The sequence below is a fragment of the Corynebacterium ciconiae DSM 44920 genome (genome assembly GCF_030440575.1).
GTDB classification, from domain to species: Bacteria; Actinomycetota; Actinomycetes; order Mycobacteriales; family Mycobacteriaceae; genus Corynebacterium; species Corynebacterium ciconiae.
In genome coordinates, this window is record NZ_CP047189.1 from 634,134 (window position 1) to 658,328 (window position 24,195).

General features: G+C 61.8%; 21 protein-coding genes. 17 read left to right on the forward strand and 4 right to left on the reverse strand.

The annotated features are described in order from the left end of the window. Positions 1–60 precede the first annotated feature (60 nt). Complete coding sequence (locus tag CCICO_RS02755) at positions 61–948, reverse strand: TetR/AcrR family transcriptional regulator (RefSeq protein ID WP_018018936.1); 888 nt, start codon at positions 946–948, stop codon at positions 61–63. Between the two features lie 479 nt (positions 949–1,427). Here CCICO_RS02755 and CCICO_RS02760 point away from each other — a divergent pair, with 479 nt between their 5' ends. The 8 genes from CCICO_RS02760 (at position 1,428) to ndk (ending at position 8,665) form a co-directional block, all read left to right on the forward strand. Beyond that, positions 1,428–2,408: a malate dehydrogenase gene (locus CCICO_RS02760; protein ID WP_018018937.1), complete on the forward strand. Its 981-nt coding sequence runs from the start codon at positions 1,428–1,430 to the stop codon at positions 2,406–2,408. A gap of 144 nt (positions 2,409–2,552) precedes the next feature. Further along, entirely contained in the window at positions 2,553–2,885 is a 333-nt protein-coding gene (locus tag CCICO_RS02765; RefSeq protein ID WP_018018938.1) for an ArsR/SmtB family transcription factor, read from the forward strand. Positions 2,886–2,970: 85 nt separating this feature from the next. Next, complete coding sequence (locus CCICO_RS02770) at positions 2,971–5,655, forward strand: valine--tRNA ligase (protein WP_018018939.1); 2,685 nt, start codon at positions 2,971–2,973, stop codon at positions 5,653–5,655. Then, positions 5,652–7,145 carry a bifunctional tetrahydrofolate synthase/dihydrofolate synthase gene (gene folC / locus CCICO_RS02775; RefSeq protein ID WP_018018940.1) on the forward strand — a complete coding sequence of 498 codons (1,494 nt, stop codon included), beginning with the start codon at positions 5,652–5,654 and terminating at the stop codon, positions 7,143–7,145. The genes CCICO_RS02770 and folC overlap by 4 nt, the downstream gene beginning before the upstream one ends. Further along, positions 7,142–7,558 (forward strand): DUF4233 domain-containing protein, encoded by a 417-nt coding sequence (locus CCICO_RS02780; protein ID WP_018018941.1) that lies wholly within the window; start codon positions 7,142–7,144, stop codon positions 7,556–7,558. Before folC ends, CCICO_RS02780 begins: the two co-directional genes overlap by 4 nt. 16 nt (positions 7,559–7,574) lie before the next feature. Beyond that, positions 7,575–7,880 carry a hypothetical protein gene (locus CCICO_RS02785; RefSeq protein ID WP_018018942.1) on the forward strand — a complete coding sequence of 102 codons (306 nt, stop codon included), beginning with the start codon at positions 7,575–7,577 and terminating at the stop codon, positions 7,878–7,880. Then, the gene (locus CCICO_RS02790; protein WP_018018943.1) at positions 7,873–8,187 is read left to right on the forward strand and encodes a hypothetical protein; all 315 of its coding nucleotides are present in this window, start codon (positions 7,873–7,875) and stop codon (positions 8,185–8,187) included. Before CCICO_RS02785 ends, CCICO_RS02790 begins: the two co-directional genes overlap by 8 nt. 67 nt (positions 8,188–8,254) lie before the next feature. Beyond that, positions 8,255–8,665, forward strand: a complete 411-nt coding sequence (gene ndk, locus CCICO_RS02795; RefSeq protein ID WP_018018944.1) for a nucleoside-diphosphate kinase — start codon at positions 8,255–8,257, stop codon at positions 8,663–8,665. 76 nt (positions 8,666–8,741) lie between these two features. Here the strand turns inward: ndk and CCICO_RS02800 are convergent, their stop codons facing one another. Both CCICO_RS02800 and CCICO_RS02805 read right to left on the reverse strand, forming a co-directional pair. Next, positions 8,742–10,187: an NAD(P)(+) transhydrogenase (Re/Si-specific) subunit beta gene (locus tag CCICO_RS02800; protein WP_018018945.1), complete on the reverse strand. Its 1,446-nt coding sequence runs from the start codon at positions 10,185–10,187 to the stop codon at positions 8,742–8,744. A 3-nt stretch (positions 10,188–10,190) separates the two neighbouring features. Continuing rightward, a complete protein-coding gene (locus CCICO_RS02805; protein ID WP_018018946.1) occupies positions 10,191–11,714 on the reverse strand; it encodes a Re/Si-specific NAD(P)(+) transhydrogenase subunit alpha in 1,524 nt (507 codons plus the stop codon). 289 nt (positions 11,715–12,003) lie between these two features. Between CCICO_RS02805 and CCICO_RS02810 the strand changes: the two genes are divergently transcribed. The 3 genes from CCICO_RS02810 (at position 12,004) to rpmA (ending at position 15,763) form a co-directional block, all read left to right on the forward strand. After that, entirely contained in the window at positions 12,004–15,024 is a 3,021-nt protein-coding gene (locus tag CCICO_RS02810) for an Rne/Rng family ribonuclease (RefSeq protein WP_018018947.1), read from the forward strand. 142 nt (positions 15,025–15,166) lie between these two features. Beyond that, positions 15,167–15,472, forward strand: coding sequence for a 50S ribosomal protein L21 (gene rplU / locus CCICO_RS02815; protein ID WP_018018948.1), 306 nt, complete (start codon positions 15,167–15,169; stop codon positions 15,470–15,472). A 30-nt stretch (positions 15,473–15,502) separates the two neighbouring features. Then, a complete protein-coding gene (gene rpmA, locus CCICO_RS02820; RefSeq protein ID WP_018018949.1) occupies positions 15,503–15,763 on the forward strand; it encodes a 50S ribosomal protein L27 in 261 nt (86 codons plus the stop codon). Positions 15,764–16,178: 415 nt separating this feature from the next. Here the strand turns inward: rpmA and CCICO_RS02825 are convergent, their stop codons facing one another. Next, positions 16,179–16,433, reverse strand: coding sequence for a hypothetical protein (locus CCICO_RS02825; protein ID WP_156809801.1), 255 nt, complete (start codon positions 16,431–16,433; stop codon positions 16,179–16,181). 1,052 nt (positions 16,434–17,485) lie between these two features. Between CCICO_RS02825 and CCICO_RS02830 the strand changes: the two genes are divergently transcribed. The 6 genes from CCICO_RS02830 to nadD all read left to right on the forward strand — a co-directional run bounded on the left by CCICO_RS02830 (position 17,486) and on the right by nadD (position 24,176). Continuing rightward, on the forward strand, positions 17,486–18,064 hold the full coding sequence (locus CCICO_RS02830) for a hypothetical protein (protein ID WP_156809803.1): 579 nt from the start codon (positions 17,486–17,488) through the stop codon (positions 18,062–18,064). Positions 18,065–18,486: 422 nt separating this feature from the next. After that, positions 18,487–19,998, forward strand: coding sequence for a GTPase ObgE (gene obgE, locus CCICO_RS02835; protein WP_018018954.1), 1,512 nt, complete (start codon positions 18,487–18,489; stop codon positions 19,996–19,998). A 124-nt stretch (positions 19,999–20,122) separates the two neighbouring features. Beyond that, a complete protein-coding gene (gene proB, locus CCICO_RS02840; RefSeq protein WP_026161316.1) occupies positions 20,123–21,226 on the forward strand; it encodes a glutamate 5-kinase in 1,104 nt (367 codons plus the stop codon). Between the two features lie 10 nt (positions 21,227–21,236). After that, positions 21,237–22,148: a D-isomer specific 2-hydroxyacid dehydrogenase family protein gene (locus CCICO_RS02845; protein WP_026161317.1), complete on the forward strand. Its 912-nt coding sequence runs from the start codon at positions 21,237–21,239 to the stop codon at positions 22,146–22,148. A 70-nt stretch (positions 22,149–22,218) separates the two neighbouring features. Beyond that, complete coding sequence (locus CCICO_RS02850; RefSeq protein WP_018018957.1) at positions 22,219–23,475, forward strand: glutamate-5-semialdehyde dehydrogenase; 1,257 nt, start codon at positions 22,219–22,221, stop codon at positions 23,473–23,475. Then, on the forward strand, positions 23,472–24,176 hold the full coding sequence (gene nadD / locus CCICO_RS02855; RefSeq protein WP_018018958.1) for a nicotinate-nucleotide adenylyltransferase: 705 nt from the start codon (positions 23,472–23,474) through the stop codon (positions 24,174–24,176). The genes CCICO_RS02850 and nadD overlap by 4 nt, the downstream gene beginning before the upstream one ends. Positions 24,177–24,195: the final 19 nt, after the last annotated feature.

The following is a 24,195-nucleotide window of genomic DNA, read 5'->3' on the forward strand; positions in this document are numbered from 1 at the left end:
CGTGGTGAGGGGCTGGCCTTAGTGCATGTGGGGAAGGGGAGCGTCGATAAGCGCTGGCCCTTAAGAGTTGCCGTAGAGGCTATCTTCCATGGAGTAGATGTCCTCGCCGCCGGCGTGGTTGTCGTTTTTGAGATGCGTTGTGGCATCGGCGCTGAGATAACTCATTCCGCCGCTGGATTGCATGTTGGAGGTGAGGAAGCTCAGCACGGTATCGACCGCCATACGGCGCATACCCTCGGTGTTGTCCTGGGAGAGCAGGTTCACGCTGTAAAGATTGAGGTAGGCGGCGTGGTAGGTCGAACGCATGAGGGTAAGCGCGATGATGATGGTGTAGATGTCAATGACGGAAATGCCCGGTCGGAACGCACCAGAATCTTGGCCCAGCATGAGCAGCTTCTCCATGTGCAGCATCGCCTGAGACTGGTCCGCAAAAGGCCCAGACAGCTCCATGTTGGCGTGGTTTTGCTGCGACTCCATCACCAGTAGGCGCGCTGCGAGCGGATGGGCGGTGATCTGGTCATAGATGGCCTCGGCCATAGAACGCATGCCCTCCACCGGCACCGCGGTTTCGAGGGCCTGCTCGTCGATGGCAGGGCGCAGATCAGCGATGGCGCGTTGAATCACGCGCACATACAGCCCGCGCTTATCGCCGAAGTGGTAGTGGATCATGCGCTTGGACATGCCCGATTCGCTGGCGATGGCCTTGAGCCGGGAATCTTTAAAGCCATAGGTGGCGAAGGTGCGTAGCGCCACCTCCACGACGTGCTCTGGGGTCACCCCCTCCTCGTTGTCTGGGCGCTCGGCCTCGACGAGGTCCGCCTCGGGGGTGCTGGGAAGCGGCATGCTGCCATCCTCAAAACTCAAGGGGGCGAGATCTTCTCCCTCGTACACCGAGGACTGCGGGGAGTTCGCGGAGGTGTAGGTGTAGGGCGAGGAGTCTGATGTCATGATTGCGCGTTATCCTCCTTCGGATCGGGCCACTGACGTCCGTATCGTGTGGGTTTAGCGGCCGTCACGTGCGGTGTTCCTTCACTTTTCTATCGTGCCCTAAAGCTCCTCGCGGTGAAGCGCACTGGGCAGCGGGTGGTGTCTTTTCCACCCCAAATGATGGTACTACCCGCACATTTGCTCCACGTCCGCTACGGAGCTCGCCACACCATTTAGGGGTTGGAACTCCCTCACCCGCGTGTGGTGTTGGGGCCGTACTTTTTCGCTTATCGACGCCCATTCGGCGGGGCCACCGGCATGTCCGCTTTGTTGACTCTATCCAATAAAATCGGGCAGTGAAAGTCCGAATCTGTGGCGTTTGGGCGGGTATTGGCCCCAAAAACAGACATGTGATGTGTGCAATCAAAGAAGCAAAACATGAACGGACTCGCTATGCTGGGCGTCAAAGTACTCTAGAGAGAAAGGGCAGAGAGCACATCATGTCCCAGACCCCCAAGAAGGTTGTCGTTACCGGCGCCGCCGGCCAGATCGCCTACTCCCTGCTGTGGCGCATCGCCAATGGCGATGTCTATGGCAAGGACGTTCCCGTAGAGCTGAAGCTCCTTGAGATTCCCGCCGCCGTGAAGGCCACCGAAGGTGTGGCCATGGAGCTGCTGGATTCCGCGTTCCCCTTGGTGAAGAACATCGACATCACCGATGATGCGAACGTTGCCTTCGAGGGCGCCAATGCTGCGTTCCTCGTGGGCGCCAAGCCGCGCGGCAAGGGCGAGGAGCGCTCCGCGCTGCTGCAGGCTAATGGCAAGATCTTTGGCCCCCAAGGTAAGGCCATTAACGATCACGCTGCGGAGGATGTCCGCGTGCTCGTGGTGGGCAACCCAGCGAACACCAACGCCTTGATCGCCATGTCTGCCGCCAAGGATGTCCCGAATGAGCGTTTCAATGCCATGATGCGCTTGGACCACAACCGTTCGCTGTCTCAGCTTGCCACCAAGTTGGGCAAGGACTCCGCCGACTTCGAGAACATGGTGGTCTGGGGTAATCACTCCGCCACCCAGTTCCCGGATATCACCTACGCCACTGTGGGAGGCGAGAAGGTCTCCGAGCTGGTGGACCAAGAGTGGTACCTCAATGAGTTCGTACCGCGCGTGGCCAAGCGTGGTGCCGAGATTATCGAGGTGCGTGGCAAGTCTTCCGCTGCATCCGCCGCCTCTTCTGCTATCGACCACATGCATGACTGGATCAATGGCACCAGCGCGTGGGCTTCTGCCGCAGTTCCGGGCACCGGCGCCTACGGTGTCCCCGAGGGCATCCTCGCTGGCCAGCCCACCATCGCTGAGAACGGCGAGTGGAAGATTGTGGAGGGTCTGGACATCTCCGAGTTTCAGGCCGAGCGCATCGCTGCCAACGTCAAGGAGCTGCTGGAAGAGCGCGCCGCCGTAGAAAACGCAGGGCTGCTCTAAAACGCAGCGCGCCGTCACATGCGGCGTGTGCTGTCGCGACCGCCAGATTTTCCCGAGAAATCTGGCGGTTTTTGCTTGCTTCCCTCCGTTTGGCCGATGTACATTAAACAAAGTTAGCCAAACCTAAAACTAGGAGGAGTCTCTATGAGCGCCCCGACGCACACCAGTGAGCTTCCGGTGGGGCGCTCGCTCAATAGCCACCACCTGTCCCCGCACGAATCCGCAGCGATTGCTGCGGCCTTCAAGGTGCTCGGGGATCCCACGCGTCTGCGCTTGCTCTCCTTGGTGGCATCGGATAATTCCATCTCCTCGGCGCAGCTGGAAGAGATCCTTGAGATTTCCCAGCCCACGGTGAGCCACCACCTGAAGAAACTGCACGAGGCGGGGCTGATTCACCGCTACCAACAAGGCCGGCGGGTGCGCTATACCATCAGCGATGAACAGTTCACCCACTTGGCACGTTTGCTCATGCCTTAAAGGCTCAGGTGGGCGTCGATAAGCGACGGGCTAAGATGGGTGAGATACGAACGACTTCTATTCTGAAGGGGGAGTGCCAACCCGTATGGCCAACCGCAGCGAGCAGCTTCCGAAGAGCTGGGACCCATCGAATGTTGAACACGAGCTCTACCAACGGTGGGTAGACGCCGGATACTTTACTGCGGACCCCGCCTCTGACAAGCCGCCATTTTCCATTGTGCTGCCTCCGCCGAATGTTACCGGCCAGCTTCACATGGGGCATGCCCTCGACCACACCCTGATGGACTCCATCGTGCGCCGCAAGCGCATGCAGGGATACGAGGTATTGTGGCTGCCCGGTATGGACCACGCCGGCATCGCCACCCAAACCAAGGTCGAAGCCATGCTCAAGGAGACTGAGGGCAAGGATCGCTTCGACTACACCCGCGAAGAATTCGTGGAAAAGGTGTGGGAATGGAAGCGCCAATACGGAGGCACAATTACTCGCCAGATGCGCGCCATCGGTGATTCCGTGGATTGGTCCAAGGAGCGCTTCACCATGGATGAGGGGCTGAGCGAGGCGGTGCAGACCATCTTCAAGCAGCTCTACGATGCCGGAATGATTTACCGCGCGAACCGTTTGGTCAACTGGTCGCCGGTGTTGGAAACGGCCGTCTCCGATATCGAGGTGGAGTACAAGGATGTTGAGGGCGAGCTCGTGTCCATTCGTTATGGCTCCCTCGACGATGCCGAACCGCACGTGATCGTGGCCACCACCCGCGTGGAAACCATGCTCGGCGATGTTGCCGTGGCCGTCCACCCCGATGATGAGCGCTACCGCGACCTAGTCGGTACCACCCTGCCGCACCCCTTCCGCGAAGATCTCTCGCTGGAGATCATCGCCGATGATTATGTAGACCCCGAGTTCGGAACCGGCGCGGTCAAGATCACCCCCGCGCACGACCCGAACGACTACGAGATGGGTCTACGCCACGACCTCGAGATGCCCATCATCATGGACAAGAAGGGGCGCATCGCCGATACCGGAACTCGCTTTGATGGCCTTAGCCGCGAAGAGGCCCGTGTGGCCGTGCGGGAAGCACTCGCGGCCGAGGGACGCATCGTGAAAGAGATCCGTCCCTATGTGCACTCGGTGGGCCACTCCGAGCGCAGCGGCGAGCCCATCGAGCCGCGCCTCTCCCAGCAGTGGTGGGTCAAGGTTGAAGAGCTGGCCAAGATGGCCGGCGATGCCATCCGCCAGGGCGATACCACCGTGCACCCCACCTCCCTTGAGCCACGCTACTTCGAGTGGGTGGACAACATGCACGACTGGTGCATCTCTCGTCAGCTGTGGTGGGGCCACCGCATCCCCATCTGGTATGGACCCGAGGGCGAGGTGCTCTGCCTCGGCCCAAGAGAAGAAGCCCCTGAGGGCTACGAGCAGGACCCGGACGTGCTGGACACCTGGTTCAGCTCGGCGCTGTGGCCGTTTTCCACCATGGGCTGGCCCGCCGATTCCGATCTGCTGGCCAAGTTCTATCCCACCTCCGTGCTGGTCACCGGCTACGACATCCTGTTCTTCTGGGTGGCGCGCATGATGATGTTCGCCAACTTCGCCGCGACCCTGGAGGGTTCCGAGCTGGGCACCGCCGAGGGGTCCGAGCGCCCGCAGATCCCGTTCAAGGACCTCTATCTGCACGGTTTGGTGCGCGATGAGCGCGGCAGAAAGATGAGTAAGTCCCTTGGCAATGGCATCGACCCCATGGAGTGGGTGGAGCGCTTCGGCGCCGATGCCCTGCGTTTCGCCCTGGCACGCGGTGCCAACCCCGGCGTCGATCTGCCCCTAGGTGAGGACGCCGCCCACAGCGCCCGTAACTTCGCCACCAAGCTGTTTAACGCCACCCGCTTCGCGTTGATGAACGGCGCCGAGGCAGGCGAGCTGCCCGAGCGCAGCGAGCTGAGCGACGCCGACCGCTGGATCACCGACCGCCTCAACGAGGTGGTCGCCACCGTCAACCGTTACCTCGACGATTATCAGTTCGCGAAGGCCAACGAGGAGCTCTACCACTTCACCTGGGATGAGCTCTGCGACTGGTACCTCGAGATCGCTAAGGTGCAGATCCCGCGTGACGCCGAAGCCGCAAGCGAGGCTGAGCGTCGTCGTGGGGCCACCACCCAGCGGGTGCTCGGCCATGCCCTCGACACCGTGCTGCGGTTGCTGCATCCCACCATGCCCTTCGTGACAGAGGTGCTGTGGACCGCTCTCACCGATGGCGAGAGTCTGGTGGTGGCCTCGTGGCCCGAGGCTGAGGAGCGCGATAGCGACGCCACCGCGCAGCGCCGTATCGACGACACGGTCAAGCTCATCACCGAGATTCGTCGTTTCCGTTCGGACCAGGGAGTTAAGCCCTCCCAGAAGGTGCCGGCACGGGTGGACTTCGCCCGCGTGGATCTGGACAACCAGCGCGAGGTGATCACCTCCTTGGCGCGTTTGGATGCTCCCGGCGAGGACTTCACCGCCAGCGCAAGTGTGGAGGTACGTCTCAGCGCCGGCACTGTGAGCGTGGATCTCGATACCTCTGGCACCGTGGATACCGCGGCGGAGCGTAAGCGCCTAGAGAAGGACCTGAAGAACGCCGAGAAGGAACTCGAGACCACCGCGAAGAAGTTGAACAATGAGAACTTCCTCGCCAAGGCCCCCGCGGCTGTGGTGGATAAGATCCGCGCCCGCCAGCAGGTGGCCCGCGAAGAGTTCGACCGTATTAGCAAGCGACTTGAGCAGCTCTCATGAATGATCACGAAGAATTCGGAGACCTTGAGCTCTCCGAAACTGGGTTGAGTTTGCCTATCGACGTCAACCAGGAGGTGGAAAAACCCGAATCTCCGGAGATCACCGCCGAGGACATGCAGGCGCTCGCCGCCTGCGAGGCGGAGCTGGATCTGCGTTGGCCAGAGACCAAGCTGGATCCCAGCCTCGAGCGGATCGAGAAACTCATGGATCTGCTGGGGTCGCCGCAGCGCAGCTATCCCACGATTCACGTGGCAGGCACCAATGGAAAAACCTCCACGGTGCGCATGATTGAGTCTCTGTTGCGCGCCTTCCACCGGCGCACCGGGCGCACCACCAGCCCGCACTTGCAGCTGGTGACCGAGCGCATAGCCATCGATGGCGAGCCCATTCACCCGCGGGACTATGTGCGCACGTGGGAAGAGATCAAACCCTATGTGGAAATGGTCGACGCCTCCTCAGAGGTGCCGATGTCCAAATTCGAAGTGCTCACCGCCATGGCCTACGCCGCCTTCGCCGATGCTCCGGTGGATGTCGCCGTGGTGGAGGTGGGCATGGGCGGCCGCTGGGATGCCACCAACGTGATTGACGCGGATGTCGCTGTGATTATGCCTATCGGACTCGACCACACGGATTACCTCGGTGAGAGCATCGAGGAGATCGCAGCAGAAAAGGCGGGCATCATCAAGGCCCGCTGGGATGCTTCTGATCTGCTTACTCCGCCGGACAACGTGGTGGTTGTGGGCAACCAGGAACCCGCCGCCATGGACGTGGTGCTGCAGCAGGCCGTGTCCTCCGATGCCTCCGTGGCCCGCCATGGCCAGGAATTCGGCGTGGTGAGCTCCACCGTGGCGGTCGGCGGCCAAGACATCACTATCCGCGGATTAGCTGGCGACTACGAGGACATCTTCCTGCCGCTATCAGGCGCACACATGGCCCACAATGCAGCGTGCGCCCTCGCCGCCGTGGAGGCCTTCTTCGGCGCCGGCCCGGGCCGTGAGTTGGACCTCAATACGGTGCGCGAGGGTTTTGGCACCGTCAGCTCGCCTGGGCGGCTGGAGCGAGTGCGCTCCACCCCAAGCGTGTTTGTCGATGCCACTCACAATCCGCATGGCGCCACTGCCTTGGCACAGGCGCTGGATCGCGATTTCAACTTCCGCCGCCTAGTGGGCGTGCTCGGGGTCTTGGGGGATAAGGACTCCCGCGGCGTCATGCAGGCCCTCGAGCCGGTGCTCGACGAGGTGGTCATCACCCAGAACACCTCGCCGAGGGCGATGGATGTCTACGATCTCGCCGATACCGCGCGGGAGATCTTCGGCGAAGAGCGCGTCCACGTGGCCGAGCAGCTACCCACCGCGGTGGAGTTGGCTATCGAATTGGCCGAGGACACCGGCGAGGTGGGGGAGATGGTCTCCGGCTCAGGTGTGGTGATCACCGGCTCGGTGGTGACGGCCGGCGAGGCCCGTGCCCTGTTTGGAAAGGAACCAGCATGAGCAAAAACGTGGAATACGGCCCCCTCGGCCCCGGCCATGCCCCGGAGAAGGATCCCATGAAGGGGCTGCGCGGGGTGATGGCGGGGATTTTGAGCATGGAGTCCATCTCCTTGCTGCTGGTTCTCACCGTGATTCTGCGCGTTGATGACGGCGCCTATTGGACCACATTCAACTGGATGTACGTGACCGTGGTGGGCGTGGCCCACATGGTGCTGGCATTCATGATGAAGGCTCGGTGGGCTCTGCCGGCGATTTGGGTGCTGCAAGTGCTGGCGCTCGCCGGTTTTGTGGTGCATGTGTCCATGGGCGTAATGGCGCTGATTTTCATCGCAGTGTGGGCCTACGTGTTTTATCTGCGCAAGAACATCCTCGAGCGGATGCGCCGAGGCTATCTCGCCAGTCAGCACTTCTAGGAGGTGGGGCGGAGGCATGCGAAACTCTCAACGCGATCTCTATCAGCTGATCACCCTCTCGGCGGTGGTGGTAATTGCCTCGCTGGCGGGGGTGCATCCCCTGATTACCTTGGCCCTGCTGCTGCTCATGCCTCTGCTCCTCGCCTCGTGGGCGCGGCATCGCCGCGATGAGCGCACCGGCACTATTCGCTTGTCCCGCCCCCAGCGCGCGCAGTTGCGCACCTTAGATCCCTCGGCGGCCGCAACCCGGGTGGCCTACTGGTTTCCTGGGGCCGGAGCCCGTGCAATAAAGAAAGCCCTCGAGAAGGAGAACGATGAGTAAGGACCTCGTGCTGAGTCTTGCCGGCTGGTTCTTAAGTGGGCTCTCGGCGGTGTTTTTGCTTATCGACGGCGCCATCGGCAGCTGGTTGTTCGTGGGAGCTATCACCCTATTCGTGATCTGCGGCGCCACCGCATGGTCACAGTATGTGCGTGCTCGACATCCCCGTCCCATCGAGCTCAGCGATTCGCAGCGTACTCACGTGCTTAACCTTAAAGCCGAGGACGCAGTTGCCGCGGTGAAGCAGGTACGACGCTATGATCGGCGGGCCACTGTGCTGGAAGCGAAAAACTATGTCGACGGCCTCTAAGGTGCTGCTGCACCGAGAGGGGGAGGATGTGCGCGCGCCGTAGCGTGGTGCATTAGAGTAAGACACCATGACTGAACGTACACTCATTTTGATTAAGCCCGACGGTGTCAACCGTGGACTGGTGGGCGAGATTCTCGCCCGTATCGAGCGCAAGGGCCTGAAGTTTGCTGCCCTGGATCTGCGCGTCGCCGATAAGGAGACCGCTGAGAAGCACTACGCAGAGCACTCCGATAAGCCTTTCTTCGGCGAGCTGGTGGACTTCATCACCTCCGCGCCGCTGATTGCCGGCGTGGTGGAAGGCCCCCGCGCCATCGAGGCGTGGCGCCAGCTGGCCGGCGGCACCGACCCGGTGTCCAAGGCCGCCCCGGGCTCCATCCGTGGTGACTTTGCCTTGGAGGTTGCCGAGAACGTGGTGCACGGTTCGGATTCCGCAGAATCCGCCGAGCGTGAGATCTCCATCTGGTTCCCGAACCTTTAAAGACACCCCGCGTATGCACGCACAAGCACTCCCCGCCGCTCGGCGGGGAGTGCTTGTGTCTTATGGTGGTGCCGCACTAGTCCAAGGCGGCACGTATCGCCTCTACGGAGGCTCGGGCATCGCCGAGCAGCATGTCCGCGTTGTCCTTATAGAACAGCGGGTTAGCCACCCCGGCATAGCCGGCGCCCATAGAGCGTTTGAATACCACCACGTGCGCTGCCTCCCACACCTTGAGCACGGGCATACCGGCGATGGGGGAGCCAGGCTCATAGGCGATCGGATTCACGGTGTCATTGGCGCCGATGACCAAGACCACGTCTGTGTCTGCGAAGTCCTCGTTCACCTCGTCCATGTCCAGCACAATGTCGTAGGGCACTGTGGCTTCGGCTAGAAGCACGTTCATGTGCCCAGGCAAGCGACCGGCAACAGGATGAATGCCGAAGCGCACGTCCACCCCGCGTTCACGTAGCGCGGCGCACAGCGCAGCCACCGGATGTTGGGCCTGGGCCACCGCCATGCCATAGCCGGGGGTGATCATCACGCGGCGGGCGGCGGCGAGCCGACGAGCCACCTCCTCGGGGGTGGTTTCGGTGTGGGTGCCCACATCACCGGCAGCGCCTGGGGTGGCGCTGTCTGTGCCGAAACCGCCGAGTATCACCGAGAGGAAGGAGCGGTTCATCGCCTTGCACATGATGTAGGACAGGTAGGCGCCAGAGGAGCCCACGAGCGCGCCGACGATAATGAGAAGGTCATTGCTCAGCATGAAGCCGGCTGCCGCCGCAGCCCAGCCGGAGTAGGAGTTGAGCATCGAGACCACCACGGGCATATCCCCGCCGCCGATAGCCGCTACTAGGTGCAGGCCGAGCAGTAGCGCCAGCACGGTCACGGCCAGCAGCGCCAGCCACGCCCACACCGAATGTGACTCGCCGATACGCACGAACACCACCACCGCGGCGAGCGCCAGCACAAGCAGGCCGAGGTTGATGGCATTGCGGCCCGGCAGTTCGAGTGGCGCGCCTTTCATGCGGGCCGAGAGCTTGAGATAGGCCACGATCGAACCGGTAAAGGTGACAGCACCAATGAAGATGCCCACGCTCACCTCGCCCAAGTGAAAGCCCAGCATCTCGTGGGGCACCGCGTGGGCGTGCATATAGGAATTGACGCCGATCAGTACCGCGGCGAGCCCGACGAAACTGTGCAGCGCGGCGATGAGCTCCGGCATGCCCGTCATCTCTACCTTGGCGGCGCGTAGCCAGCCGATGATCCCTCCGAGTGCCATCGCCACAGCCACCAGCATCAGGATCGTCAGAGGAGAGCGATAGTGGGAGGGCTCCTCGGCGGAGGCCATCATGGCTTGGGCGATGGTGGCGAGCACCGCGATGGCCATGCCACAAGCACCACATCGGTTGCCGCGGGCGGCGGTTGTTTGCCGCGATAGCCCTGCCAGCGCGAGGATGAAGAGCAGTGCCGCCGCCAGATAGGCCAGTTGAGTGATGCGATCGACAAGTTGTGCGCTATCCATTGCCTAGCCCTCCTGCCGAAACATGGTGAGCATGCGAGAGGTCACGCTGAACCCGCCGAAGATATTGATGGAGGCGATGGTGATGGCCACGAAGGACAAGGCAGAGACCAGTAGATTGGTGGACCCCACCTGCGCAATGGCCCCGAGGATCACGATTCCCGAGATGGCATTGGTCTCGCTCATCAGTGGTGTGTGCAGCGAATGAGTCACCGCTGTGATCACATAGAAACCCACCACGATGGCCAGCAGCAGCACGATATAGTGCGAGGCCACCGCCAGCGGACTGGAGAGCACCAAGGCCACAGCCGCCGCGGCACCGAGGAGATACCAGATGCGTGACGACGCCACCTTCGGCTCATCCACCACCTCCGGTGCCGCGGGCGGTTCGGGAGGTGTCTGAGCCTGCGAGACCTTCACCGGCGGAGGGGGCCAATAGATGTGGTGATCGTGGGTGACGGTGATGGCGCGGATGATCTCGTCCTCAAGATCCATCACGAAACGCCCATCGCGGTCGGGGCAGAGGAGGTCAATCAGATTGACGATGTTTTGACCATAGAGCTGGCTGGCTTGGGTGGGCAGCCGCCCCGCTAGATCCTTGAAACCGAGGATGGTCACCCCACCGGCGGTGGTGACTACCTCGCCGGGGCGGGTGAGCTCACAATTGCCACCACTCGCCGCGGCCATATCCACGATCACACTGCCTGGGGCCATGCGCTCCACATTCTGACGCGTGAGCAGCAGCGGGGCCCGAGTGCCGGGAATGTTGGCGGTGGTGATCACGATATCGGCCCCTGCAGCCTCCCGCGCGTAGAGCTCTGCTGCGGCCGCGGCCTGATCGGTGGTCATCTCAGTGGCGTAGCCATCTGTGGATTCTTCCGTTTCGGCCGGAATGGGCACGAACTCCGCGCCCATGGACTCCACCTGCTCGGCCGTTTCGGGGCGGAGGTCGGTGGCGCGCACGACCGCGCCCATGGAGTGTGCGGTGCCGATGGCGGCGAGACCCGCCACCCCAGCGCCGATGATGTAGACCGTGGCCGGTGGCATTTTCCCGGCGGCGGTGACTTGACCGGTAAAGAGACGGCCGAAGGCGGTGGCCGCCTCGATGACAGCGCGGTAGCCGGCGATATTGGACATCGATGACAACACGTCCATGGATTGGGCGCGCGAGATGCGAGGAATCGCATCCATGGCCAGCGCGGTGATTCCGCGTTCGCTCAGATGGGTGAGTATGTCTTCGTTCCGAGCGGGGTCCATGCGAGCTATGAGCGTGGCTCCAGTGCGCAGCGTGTTCAGAGCCTCTCTATCGGGAGTGTCGAGGCATGTGACGATGTCTGCCCGCCACACCTCTTGGCCAACCAGCCGGGCACCAGCTTGCTCATACAGTTCGTCCGGATACGCACTGGCTTCACCTGCGCCGCGCTGTACCTGCACGTCAAAGCCCCTTTTGATGAGCTTGGCTACGGTGTCGGGGGTGGCAGAGACGAGGGGTTGTGCGGGGTCGGTCTCCTGGGGGATACCTATCAGCATGACGCTGGTTCTCCTCACCTTGATGCAACCTAATGAATGTCTCTTTAGACTAACGCGGGCGTGAGGCGCATCCCTACCCCGAGGCCTGTGTTACCTGCCACACAACAGTTCGGTTTGCGCGATCTGCAACGCCGCGCCGGTCCAACACCCAGAGCGCCTAGGGGGATGTGCCACAATGGGAGGCAGAGATTTTCAGACAAGCAATAACTTCACACCGAACTTTCATCCAGATTTGAATCCCGCGCGGTCGAGCCGAGCTCCCCCGTGGATTCGTATAAAGGAGTAGAACGTGGCCGAAAAGCCCAACACAACTGAACTTGATATCGACCAGCTGGGGGAGCGGACCAGGGTTTTCGCTATGGCGAAGATGCTGGGAATGAGCTCGAAGGAGCTCATCATCGAGCTGGACAAAATAGGGCTGGTGAAGGTGGCGCAGTCCTCCCTCACTAAGGATGAGGTCTCGAGATTGCTCGAGGCGCTCCGCAGCGAGCCAGACACCGACACGCCGGAGGCGGGGGACGAGGCCCCCGAGGTGCGGATTCGTAAGCGCGTGGAAAATAACGTGAAAAACGAGATCAGCCAGATCGAGGAAAAGGTAGACAAGCAGCTCGCCAGCTACGCCTCGGAGGAGCTTCTCGAGGAAGTTGTTCCCGCGATCACCCCAGCGCCAGAGGATCCCTCGTCCGCGGCTGCCCCGATGCCGCTGTTTATGGCCCCGGCGGTGGAGGACACCCCAGTGGAGGAGCCGGCCCCCGCCGCCGTCAAGAAGTCAGCTCGGCGTGAGAAGTCCCGCGAGGCCAAGACTGCTGATGACACCCCCCGCGAGGAGAAGCCGAAGAAGGACAAGGCGCGCAAAGAGTCTCAGCCCGCTACACCACAGGCCGATCCCGAGCTCATCGATGAGCCCAAAGCCATCAAGGGATCTACGCGTCTCGAGGCGCAGCGGCGCCGGCGAAGTGAGCGTCGAGAAGCGCGCAAGAATGAGCGCCAGATCGTTAGCGAGGCCGAGTTTTTGGCCCGCCGCGAATCCGTGGAGCGCACCATGGTGGTGCGGGAGAAGGAACGCACCGATCACCCCGGTCGGGTGACGCAGGTTGGCGTGCTGGAAGACGGCATGCTGGTGGAGCACTTCGTTACCTCCGATACGCAGTCCTCGATGGTGGGCAATATTTACTTGGGTCGCGTGCAAAACGTGCTGCCCAGCATGGAGGCCGCCTTCATTGATATCGGCAAGGGACGCAATGGTGTGCTCTACGCCGGCGAGGTGGACTGGCGTGCCGCTGGCTTGGGTGGGCGCCGCCGCACCATTGAGCACGCGCTGAAAAGCGGGGATCAGGTGCTTGTGCAGGTAGTCAAGGACCCGATCGGGCACAAGGGTGCCCGCCTGTCTACCCAGATCTCGCTCGCGGGGCGTTTCCTGGTGTACGTGCCGGGTGGTCGCACTGCGGGAATCTCGCGCAAACTGCCCGCACCCGAGCGCGCTCGGCTGAAGGATATTCTCAAGCGCGTGGTGCCTGAACAGGGCGGAGCTATTATTCGCACCGCCGCTGAGGGGGTCAGTGAAGAGGCGATCGCCGCTGATGTGGCGCGGCTACACGCCCAATGGGAGCAGATCGACGAACGCACCAAGAAGGAAAAGTCCTCTAAGGGTGCCAAGCCGGTCACCATGTATGAAGAGCCCAACATGCTGGTGAAGGTGATCCGGGACCTCTTCAACGAAGACTTCTCCCACCTCGTGGTGGATGGTCGCAAGGCGTGGAATACCGTGCATGCCTATGTGCACTCGGTGGCCTCCGATCTCGAGGATCGGGTGGAGAAATACGATGCCGAGGCGCATGGCGGCGTCGATGCTTTTGAGCACTACCGCGTGGACGAGCAATTGGCGAAGGCGCTGTCGCGGAAGGTGTGGCTGCCCTCCGGCGGCACCTTGGTGATTGACCGCACCGAGGCCATGACCGTGGTGGATGTCAACACCGGCAAATTCACCGGCGAGGGCGGCAATCTCGAGGAAACCGTCACACGCAATAACCTCGAGGCGGCCGAGGAGATCGTGCGCCAGATGCGGCTGCGGGATCTCGGCGGGATGATTGTGGTGGACTTCATCGATATGGTCTTGCCTGAAAACCAAGATCTCGTGTTGCGTCGCCTCAAGGAAGCGTTGGGTAGGGACCGCACCCGCCACCAAGTTTCCGAGGTGACCTCGCTGGGTCTGGTGCAGATGACCCGTAAGAAGCTGGGGACGGGGCTGCTCGACACCTTTGCCACCGAGTGTGAGCACTGCGATGGTCGTGGCCTCATTATCCACACCGATCCGGTTGAGCACAGCGAGCAGCCAGCCCACAAGTCTCGCCGCCGCGACAAGGCCGAGAAGCCCGAGCGGCGCGAGAAGAAGGACCGGCAGGAGAAGAAGCGCACCAGCCACGATCCGGCCTCGCACCCCGCGGCGCTTGCCATGCACCGCGAGGACGAGCCAGAGAAGAGCATCGAGGAGCTTGCCGACGCCGTCATCGCCCTGAGCCCCGACGCGGAGGGCAGCGAGCCCCAGGCCGAGAACACGAGCCGGGATGATAAGCCTGCCAAGCGGCAGCGGCGCGGACGTCGCCGTAGCACCACGCGCAGCAGTGAGCGGGCAGACGGGCGAAAGGACTCCCGCCGTGGCGCCGATAGCAGTGCCGAAGATGTGCAGGCCATCGCTGCGAGCGCGGTGAGTACCGCCGATGCGGAGGATCCGGACGAGCCCTCGGGGGCGAACTACACCCCAGCCTCCTATGAAGAGGCCGTGGCGGAGTTCGAGCGCTCGCCGCGCCGCAAGCGTGCGACCCGCGGCAACTCCCGCTCCGATCACGCGCCCAAGCCGGAGGATTTCGGAACACGCAGTGGGGAGTCCTCCGCGGCAGCGCCCGCTGAGGAGGAGGCGCAAGAGAGCTCCGAGAAGCCACAGCGGCAGTCCGCGCGCCGGAGTCGGGGCGGAAAGCGCCGCAGCACCTCCCGGTCCGGCCGCGACTCGGCTGGGCAGCACTCTGGCGAGGTAGCGGATACTCGCGAGAAGACAGAGCAGGGCGCGCCACAGCAGGACGAGCCGGCGAATAAGCCTGAACAGAGCGATACCCCCCGACGTCGCCGTGGTCGCCGCCGCGCTGTGCGCACCCATGGCAGTGCCGCAGCGAAGAGCACTGAGAAGGCGTCTGGCGAGGCTGCTTCCGCCAAGCAGAAGTCGAGTGCGCAGCGCGATGCTGGGCGCGGCGAGGTGGCGTCGACAAGCAAGGGCCGGAGGCGCCGGGCGACACGCCGGAGCACAAACAAAAAGTAGCGGTTTGTGTTTTTATACGCGATAAAGGTAGTCTTGGACAGTCGCTGTTCGCAGTGCGTTCAGCATGAGATAAAGAACAAGTCCTTAAATCGGGCGCCTCGAGTGCCCGAGCCGAGTTTTTAGAAAAAGGGGTAGCCCTCCTATGTACGCGATCGTCAAGACCGGCGGCAAGCAGTACAAGGTTGCCGAAGGTGACCTCGTCAAGGTCGAGAAGATCGAGGGTGAGCCGGGTTCGTCCGTGGCTCTCACCCCGGTTCTTCTCGTCGACGGCGCCGATGTGACCACCGACGCTGATAAGCTTGCCAAGGTGGAAGTTTCCGCGGAAGTTATCGAGCACGTCAAGGGCCCGAAGATCCGCAACCTGAAGTACAAGAACAAGAGCCGTTACATGAAGCGTCAGGGTCACCGTCAGAACCTGACCGTCATCAAGGTTAGCGGCATCAAGTAGGCCGAGAAGGCTTAAAGGAGAAAAACCGTCATGGCACACAAGAAGGGTGCATCCAGCTCCAGCAACGGTCGTGACTCCGAAGCAAAGCGCCTCGGCGTGAAGCGCTTCGGCGGCCAGAAGGTTAACGCAGGCGAGATCCTCATCCGTCAGCGCGGCACCAAGTTCCACCCCGGTGAGAACGTTGGACGCGGCGGCGACGATACCCTCTTCGCCCTTGCAGCAGGCTCCGTCGAGTTCATCACCAAGCGCAACCGCCGCATGGTGAACATTGTTCCGACCGAAGCTGCCTAAAGCTTCTGGAGCTTAAGATCTAAGCCGCTTGCTTCCCATCTCCGGGAGGCGGGCGGCTTTAATCTTGTCCCCCAATGGGCTCCCAGTACCGCCACAGTGCTTTCCGGGGAAGTCGGCTGTAGGCAGCCAGCCTTCAAAGGAGCGCCGCGGCGGATAGCCCGGAGGGGGTGCCTTAGCCCCTAGTCATCTCCGCGGAACGGGGAAGTCTACGGAGATGGCGCGAGGTGGCCACCATAGTCAGCGAGACGATAAAGACCGCCACGCACATCAACATCCCCGGTGTTGCCCCATAGGAATCGAAGAGGAAACCGCCGGCAGTGGAGCCAGCGGGCATTAATGCCATGCCGGGCACGCCACAGGCCGCAGCGACGCGGCCTTCATTCTCGTCAGTGCAGCTTAAGGCCATGTACGCGCCCTAATCTGAGTTGAACAGCGGGAGGAAGAAGAAGGTGCAGAGCAACACCGCACAGCTCAGGGCGAGCGAGTTAAGTGTGAAGTTCAGGATCATCGCTCCCGCGGCCAGACTGCTCAAGGCCATGAGCGCGGCACTGAAGAAGGCGAATCTGTCCGCGTAACGCTCCGCAAAGAAAGCGCCCGCCACCATTGCCATGCCCATTGCGGCCGATAGGATTCCAAGCTTCCACGGTGCCGCCCCACGCACAATAGTCATCGGCGACAACGCCATGGCGAAGTTGCACAGCCCAGCTGTCATCGCGATAATCCGGAGCCAGTCGTCACGCAGGACAAATCGGAACCCCTCGGGGCGTCCATGGTAAAACCTTTGGGTCAAGTACGGTGGGGTGGTGTATCTGTTCTTTCTCAATCGTGGTTGATATCAGGGTCTGGTTCGGATCTGGTGCCCGTTCTTTAGGATGCTTTCTGGTAACCATCGTTGTGGTGACACGGTGGCGTATTCAGCGCCGCAAACACTGTCAGCCTGGGCGGATATCATCTGGTTGATGAAGCCTGCCAGCATCTGATCCGAGTTCGACGACAACGAGGGTATTGCTGGTGGTGGCGTACTGAGTGAAAAATGTGGTGAGAACAGCTTCGCTTTGTTCGATCCATTTGGATTGAACCGTTGTGGCATTCGAGTCGAGCACGCAGGCGTGGTGGAGCACTTTCCTGCATCCACGCTTATGACGTGGTCGTATGTCATGGGTATCTCCTAGCGGAGAACGTGGTTGGGTTGGGTTCGTTGCTGGGAAACTGGAGTTCGTCGGGCGTCACTCGCGGCTGGCAGCCACGGTACAAAGAGGCCTCACCGCATATTGGGGTGGGTCAGGTTCCTATGAGCAGTTTGGAGTGCGCCACTGCCTCCGGCGGCATCCACCCCCTCGGATCAGTTGATAGACAGCGAGGGCAATAGAGCCATGCCGGAGCAAGCGACTAGTTACTTTCTTTAGGGAGGGGAACGGAACTTAAGCGTAGCGCGGGGTGAATGCCCCTAGGGCTGTGCTGTGAGGACGGTTCCCTTCCGAACTGGAACTGGCTAGAACGTGATAGGGGTTGGGTTTGGGCAAGTGTGGGCTGGCCGCCTGTCAGACCGAGCTATGCGTAGTGAGCGAAACAAGGGGCTAAGAGGTCGGTCGTTGCAGGCCTTAGGTCGAGCGAGATGTTGTAACGACTCAATAACAATCGCAACTATGACATAGCTCACTAAGGAACATATAACTAGACTGAGCACACACTATTTTCAACCTAGTAGGAAGGGGGTTCGTGATGTCAAGAACCTACGATCTAAAAAGTATTGCCTGTATGCAGGCGATGGTGCTTCTCGTGGTAGGTGATAGTTTGACGCCTGTGGCTGCGGAAGAGTCCGGTCGAGGTGCCTCAACCTGTCAAGGAGCAGAGGTTTCTCGTAGCGATTTGAGTTCCGACGAAATCTCGAAAGAGTACACAGAATTTGGAAAGCTCAGTGCGATTAGCGCGGAGTGGACAGATTTTGGCCGCTACTCGAATAAGCTAGGGTCGTCGTCAGCATTGAAAGATGGCCGCACTATAGTCTCCTTAGCGGGGTTTAGCGAGGTTGATGGTGTTCTTCTTGTTCGAGAGATTGATACCAATGGTCAGACGCTGAGGTATCGTGCGCTGCGAATCTTCAATAACAACGGCGAACTCGCGGTTTCCTCAAAGGTTGAAAATAAGGCCAACAAGCGAAGTAAGCGTGAGGTTCGGTGTATTCGCTGGGATAACGCTTGCCTTGAGCGAGCCAAAAAACTGACTGTGCATCGCGGCACTGCAAATGGGTGTTCTGGAACCCATGGGCGTTTGACGCCTGTCTGTTCGCCTCCAGTATGACCCACTTCTACGATTGCTGTAGAGAATATGATGGCGGTGGTGCAGGTGGAACGGACTAGAAGTGATACTGCCGGAATTGCAGGCGCTATTCTCCTTGTTGTCATCCTAGCCCTCACTATCGTGCGGCAGCCTGACAATATCGAGCCACGTGCATTCGCTGTCGCCCTCACCATAGTGCAGCTGCTCGCCATTGCTTCGTATTGGCTTTTTTATCACGACCTAGCAGAGCGCTTAACGAAGTCCGCTGGTACCGCAGTATGCGTCGGCTGGGCTATCGTGCCGCTGGTTGTGATGGGGCTTGCCTTCGCAGTGGGGCAGTCGCCACTGAGTTCGCCCGTACTCTCCGCAGCGGGGATCGTATGGATTGCTGCAGCTTTGAGTTACAATCAGGTGCTTAAAGCTTCCTCGATCCAAAGGACCACATGAACCGTTTCGTAGACCGCGTTGTGCTGCACCTGCAGGCTGGTGACGGCGGGCACGGCTGTGCTTCTGTGCACCGCGAAAAGTTCAAGCCTCTCGGTGGGCCGGATGGTGGCAATGGCGGCCACGGCGGAGACATCATTCTTGAAGTTTCTGACCAGGCCCACACTCTGCTGGATTTCCACTATCGCCCCCACCTGAAGGCCTCCCGCGGCAACAATGGCGCCGGCGATCACCGCAACGGCGCCCGCGGTGAGGACCTCGTGCTCGAGGTGCCGCCGGGCACCGTTGTGCTCAACGAAGAGGGCGAGGTGCTGGCGGATCTGGTGTCCGTAGGTACCCGCTTCGTGGCCGCCTCCGGTGGTTTTGGCGGTCTCGGTAACGCGGCGCTGGCTAATAAGCAGCGCAAGGCCCCGGGCTTCGCGCTGAAAGGAGAACTAGGGGAGCAACGCGATCTGATCTTGGAACTGAAGTCCATGGCGGACGTGGGGCTGGTGGGTTTTCCCTCTGCCGGTAAATCCTCGTTGATTTCGGTGCTCTCAGCAGCACGGCCCAAGATTGGCGATTACCCCTTCACCACCTTGCAGCCCAATCTCGGCGTAGTGGACATGGGCAATGATTCCTTCACCATCGCCGATGTGCCGGGTCTGATTCCGGGCGCCTCCGAAGGCAAGGGGCTTGGTCTGGACTTTTTGCGCCATATCGAACGTACTGCCGTGCTCGCCCATGTGGTGGACCTAGCCACAATCGAGCCAGGACGCGACCCGGTCTCAGATATCGAGGCGCTGGAAAACGAGCTGGCAGCCTACCAATCGGTGCTCGATCATGACACCGGCCTAGGCGATCTGCGGGAACGCCCGCGCGTGATCATTTTGAATAAGGCCGATATCCCCGAGGCGCGGGAGCTGGCCGAGTTCGTATTGGAGGATCTCCGCGAGGCCTTCGGATGGCCGGTGTTTATCATCTCTGCCGTGGCGCACCAGGGTTTGGATGCGGTGCGCTACCGCCTCATGGAGCTGGTGAAGGAGCACCGGAAGAAGCATCCCAAGGCCGCCGAGCAGCGCACCGTGGTGCGCCCCGTGGCCGTGGATGCGCGCAAAAAGGACGACTTCCGCGTGGTTGCTGATCCCAATAACCCCGGCGGCTACGAGGTGCTGGGTGATAAGCCGCGCCGCTGGATTCAGCAAACGGACTTTGAAAACGACGAAGCGGTGGGCTATCTCGCGGACCGTCTGGCCAAGCTGGGCGTGGAGGACGCCCTGTACAAGATGGGCGCCCGCGAGGGGGCCGAAGTGACCATCGGCGAGATCACCTTCGAGTGGGAGCCGCTGACTACCGCTGGAGTGAGCGAGAGCGGTTCTCCCGCTACCGCCCGCGGTACGGATGCCCGCATTGGTCGTTCTACCCGCTCCACCGCTGCCGAGCGTAAGCGCGCCTCCCAGGCCCGCCGCGGCCTGATCGACGAGTTCGACTTTGGTGATGATGAGGCCTCCCGCGAGCGTTGGGAGGGCTAAAGCCAGCATGAGCGATAATTCGACACTGCCAACTTCTCCCTACGAGCTGAACGACACCCCGCCGGCCGAGTTCCCGCCAGCGGGTATTCCCGAGACCGTCCTGGCACAGCCGGCGACCGCTGGTCTGCGCGAAGAAATTGCTGGCGCCAAGAAGATCGTGGTCAAACTGGGAAGCTCCTCGGTAACGGATGACAACTATGCGGTCTCGCCGGAGAAAATCAACCGCTTCGTTGATGCCTGCCAGGCTCGCATGGAACGCGGCACCGATGTGATCATTGTTAGCTCCGGTGCGGTTGCCGCCGGCATGGCGCCGATGGGGTTGAAGAGCCGACCGAATGACCTCGCCACTAAACAGGCAGCCGCCGCGGTGGGGCAGGTGCATCTGGCGTATCAGTGGGGCCGTTCCTTTGCCCGCTACGGCCGCACCACCGGCCAGGTTCTGCTCACCGCCTCCGACGCAGCTGAGCGCTCGCGTGCCCGCAACGCTCAACGGACCGTGGAACGGTTAAGGCAGCTGCGCTGCGTGCCCATCATCAATGAAAATGACACGGTGGCCACCTCGGAGCTGCGCTTTGGCGATAATGATCGTTTGGCGGCGATTGTGGCTCACCTGATCAGCGCCGATGCGCTCGTGCTGCTCTCGGATGTGGACGGGCTCTATGATCGCAACCCTGCCGAACCCGGCGCCCAGTTTGTCTCCGACGTCACCGGGGTGGAGGATCTCGCAGGGGTGGTGGCCGGCGATGGCGGCCGGGTCGGCACCGGCGGCATGGCCTCGAAGGTCTCTGCGGCTCGTCTGGCCTCGCGTGGCGGTATCCCTGTGCTACTGGCCAGTGCGGACAATATCGGTCCGGCGCTATCCACCGCCCAGGTGGGCACCGTTTTCCACCCCGAGCAAGGGCGTGTGAAGGCGTGGAAGTTTTGGGCGCTCTATGCCGCTGACGTCTCTGGGGTGGTGCGCGTGGATGAAGGCGCAGCCCAAGTAGTGCAACGCGGTGGCTACTCGCTGTTGCCTGTGGGGGTTACTGAGGTGGATGGGGATTTCCGCTCTGGCGATATTGTGGAGATCCAGAATCCTCAAGGCACGACCATCGCCCGTGGCGAGGTGGCCTACGATGCCAAGACTCTGCACGGGATGGTGGGCAAGCACACCCACGAGCTGCCGGAAGGGATGAAGCGGCCGGTGATCCATGCGGATTACCTGTCGAGCTATTCCTCACATGCGTAGGGTGGGGTGCATGAAATATGCAATGGGACCAACCCACTGGGACACCGTAGAAGAACAATTGGCAGCCATCGGCGGCGAGCTCACCGACGATCTTTCCGAGGCCGAGCTGCTTGTCTATAACGGCTCGGCGGAAGATTTTCCTGATCTGCCCGACTCTGTGAAGTGGGTGCAGTTTGGTCTTGCCGGTATCGATGCCTACTTCAACCACGGCGCCATCGACGGATCGCGCCGGTACACGAACTGCTCGGGCACCTTCGCTCGGCCGGTGGCGGAGTCCGCCGTGGCGCTGTTGTTGGCCCAGCTGCATCAGCACACCCCCGTGGCGCGGGCGCAGTCGTGGAGCTGCCAGAAGCAGGTGGATAGCGCCACTCGGTGGCTCAGCGATAGCACGGTGAGCATCATTGGTGCCGGTGGTATCGGCCGCGAATTGGTGCCGATGCTCAAGGGCTTTGGCTGCACCGTGATCGCGGTGAATAATTCCGGCACCGCCGTCGAGGGCGCCGATAAAACCTACTCTTCCGAGCATCGCGATGAGGTTTTGGCCTCCTCGGATGCGGTGATTCTCGCCGCCCCTCTCACAGAGGACACCCACCACCTGATTAATGAGCGCACCCTGAAGCTCATGCCCAAGCACGCGGTGCTGATCAACGTTGGTCGTGGCCCGCTGGTGGATAGTGATGCCCTTGTCGAGGCCCTGAACAATGGTGAGATCGCCGGCGCTGGTCTCGATGTCACCGAGCCGGAGCCGCTGCCGGACGGACATCCGCTGTGGGAGATGGATCAGGTGGTGATCACTCCGCACACCGCGAACACCAAGGATTCGATTCGCCGGCTTATCGCCCCGCAGATCGTGGAGAATGTCAAGGCCTATCAGGCAGGGGAGACCATGCCCACCGAGGTCACGGTGGATCAGGGCTATTAACCCAACCGCGGCGGAGATGGGCCTGCGAGATGGCGTCGTAAAGCATGAGCACACGCTAGAGTTGTGATCTATGACTGCAGAGACCCCCACCATCGAGCTGGCCCTTGCCGCGCGCGAGGCAGCTACCACCATCGCGCAGTTGCGCTCCCCAGCAAAGAACGAGGTGCTGCTGGCCGCAGCCACAGCCCTCGAGGAGCGGACGGCTGAGATTATGGCCGCCAATGAGCGGGACCTCGAGCGCGAGCGTGCCGCCGGGACCTCCGAGGCGCTGCTTGACCGACTGGCGCTGAGCGCTGAGCGCATCACCGGTATCGCGGATGGGCTGCGCCTTGTTGCGGGCCTCGCCGATCCGGTGGGCGAGATCATTCGCGGCCACACCTTGCCGAATGGGCTGGTGCTTAGCCAGGTGCGCGTGCCCTTGGGGGTGATTGGCATGGTCTACGAGGCGCGCCCCAACGTGACTGTCGATGCCTTCGGTTTGTGTCTGAAGTCCGGCAACGTGGCACTGCTGCGTGGATCTAAGTCTGCAGTGGAGTCGAACACCGCCCTTGTGGCGATCCTGCAGGATGTGCTCGCCGAGCACAGTCTGCCGCGCGCCGCCGCGCAGCTTCTGCCCTGCGATAGTCGCGAGAGTGTCACCGAACTGATTACCGCCCGCGGGCTGGTGGATCTGGTGATTCCGCGCGGCGGGGCGGGTCTGATCAACGCCGTGGTCACCGGTGCTACGGTGCCGACCATCGAAACGGGCACCGGCAATTGTCACCTCTATATCGACGGCTCGGCTGATCTCGAGCAGGCGATCGCGCTGCTGATCAACGGCAAAACCCGCAGGGTGAGCGTGTGCAACGCCACCGAGACCGTGCTTATCGACGCCGCCCTGCCCACCCCCAGCCGCCGCGCCATCATTGATGCACTGGTGGCTGCAGGGGTGACGGTCCACGCCGATGAGAAGCTGGTGGACCTCAACGATGCGGTGGTGGCGGCCACCGCCGAGGATCTCGACACCGAGTATCTCTCCATGGACATCACCGCCGTGGAAGTGCAGGGAGTTGCCGGGGCCATTGAGCACATCGCCGCTCATTCCTCGGGACACACCGAGGCGATCGCCGCCACCGACAGCAGCGTGCTGGAACGCTTCGGCCGCGAAGTGGATTCTGCCGCGGTGATTCTTAATGCCTCCACGGCGTTCACCGATGGGGAGCAGTTTGGCTTTGGCGCGGAGATCGGCATCTCTACCCAGAAGCTGCATGCCCGCGGGCCTGTTGGCCTGCCGGAGCTGACCTCCACCAAGTGGATCGTGCGCGGGGAAGGACACACCCGGCCGTGAGCACTGTCGCACGCATCGGCATCATGGGCGGCACCTTTGACCCGATCCACCACGGCCACCTAGTGGCTGCCAGCGAGGTAGCCGACCGCTTCCAACTGGATCAGGTGCTCTTTGTGCCCACCGGTGAGCCCTGGCAAAAGGCCGGACGGGATGTCTCTGATGCCGAGGATCGTTATCTGATGACGGTCATCGCCACTGCCTCCAATCCCCGTTTCGCTACTTCTCGGGTGGATATAGATCGCGGGGGTAGCACCTATACCATCGACACGCTGCACGATCTTCGGGCACAGTTCCCAGCGGCGGAGTTGTTTTTTATCACCGGTGCGGATGCGCTGGCGAAGATCGTTACCTGGCGCGACTGGGAGGAGATGTTTAGCCTCGCGCACTTTGTGGGCGTCAGCCGCCCAGGCTATGAGCTAGAAGAAGACATCCTCCCTGAGGTAGATCGCAATCGGCTCTCCATTGTGGAGATCCCTGCCATGGCGATTAGTTCCACTGATTGTCGCGCCCGCGCCAGTGCCGGTCGGCCGGTTTGGTACCTTGTGCCCGACGGGGTGGTGCAGTACATAGCCAAGCGACAGCTCTATCGGCCCGAGGGCCGTGATCGCCTCTCGCAGCCATCCTTTGAGGCGCAGCGCGGCGCAGCTATGCCCGCAGCTCAGGGCGCGGGCGCGGAAACTCACGCCGAAGGCGGCCAATAGATTACGGTAGAAGAAGAAT

Excerpts from the sequence above, each read along its gene's own strand:
- CCICO_RS02790 (WP_018018943.1), top strand. The coding sequence starts at position 7,873 with ATGAGTAAGGACCTCGTGCTGAGTCTTGCCGGCTGGTTCTTAAGTGGG.
- CCICO_RS02845 (WP_026161317.1), top strand. The coding sequence starts at position 21,237 with ATGAAATATGCAATGGGACCAACCCACTGGGACACCGTAGAAGAACAA.
- CCICO_RS02755 (WP_018018936.1), bottom strand. The coding sequence starts at position 948 with ATGACATCAGACTCCTCGCCCTACACCTACACCTCCGCGAACTCCCCG.
- CCICO_RS02805 (WP_018018946.1), bottom strand. The coding sequence starts at position 11,714 with ATGCTGATAGGTATCCCCCAGGAGACCGACCCCGCACAACCCCTCGTC.
- CCICO_RS02850 (WP_018018957.1), top strand. The coding sequence starts at position 22,219 with ATGACTGCAGAGACCCCCACCATCGAGCTGGCCCTTGCCGCGCGCGAG.
- CCICO_RS02800 (WP_018018945.1), bottom strand. The coding sequence starts at position 10,187 with ATGGATAGCGCACAACTTGTCGATCGCATCACTCAACTGGCCTATCTG.
- rplU (WP_018018948.1), top strand. The coding sequence starts at position 15,167 with ATGTACGCGATCGTCAAGACCGGCGGCAAGCAGTACAAGGTTGCCGAA.
- CCICO_RS02765 (WP_018018938.1), top strand. The coding sequence starts at position 2,553 with ATGAGCGCCCCGACGCACACCAGTGAGCTTCCGGTGGGGCGCTCGCTC.
- obgE (WP_018018954.1), top strand. The coding sequence starts at position 18,487 with ATGAACCGTTTCGTAGACCGCGTTGTGCTGCACCTGCAGGCTGGTGAC.
- rpmA (WP_018018949.1), top strand. The coding sequence starts at position 15,503 with ATGGCACACAAGAAGGGTGCATCCAGCTCCAGCAACGGTCGTGACTCC.
- folC (WP_018018940.1), top strand. The coding sequence starts at position 5,652 with ATGAATGATCACGAAGAATTCGGAGACCTTGAGCTCTCCGAAACTGGG.
- CCICO_RS02770 (WP_018018939.1), top strand. The coding sequence starts at position 2,971 with ATGGCCAACCGCAGCGAGCAGCTTCCGAAGAGCTGGGACCCATCGAAT.
- CCICO_RS02760 (WP_018018937.1), top strand. The coding sequence starts at position 1,428 with ATGTCCCAGACCCCCAAGAAGGTTGTCGTTACCGGCGCCGCCGGCCAG.
- CCICO_RS02830 (WP_156809803.1), top strand. The coding sequence starts at position 17,486 with ATGTCAAGAACCTACGATCTAAAAAGTATTGCCTGTATGCAGGCGATG.
- ndk (WP_018018944.1), top strand. The coding sequence starts at position 8,255 with ATGACTGAACGTACACTCATTTTGATTAAGCCCGACGGTGTCAACCGT.
- CCICO_RS02825 (WP_156809801.1), bottom strand. The coding sequence starts at position 16,433 with ATGACTATTGTGCGTGGGGCGGCACCGTGGAAGCTTGGAATCCTATCG.
- CCICO_RS02785 (WP_018018942.1), top strand. The coding sequence starts at position 7,575 with ATGCGAAACTCTCAACGCGATCTCTATCAGCTGATCACCCTCTCGGCG.
- CCICO_RS02780 (WP_018018941.1), top strand. The coding sequence starts at position 7,142 with ATGAGCAAAAACGTGGAATACGGCCCCCTCGGCCCCGGCCATGCCCCG.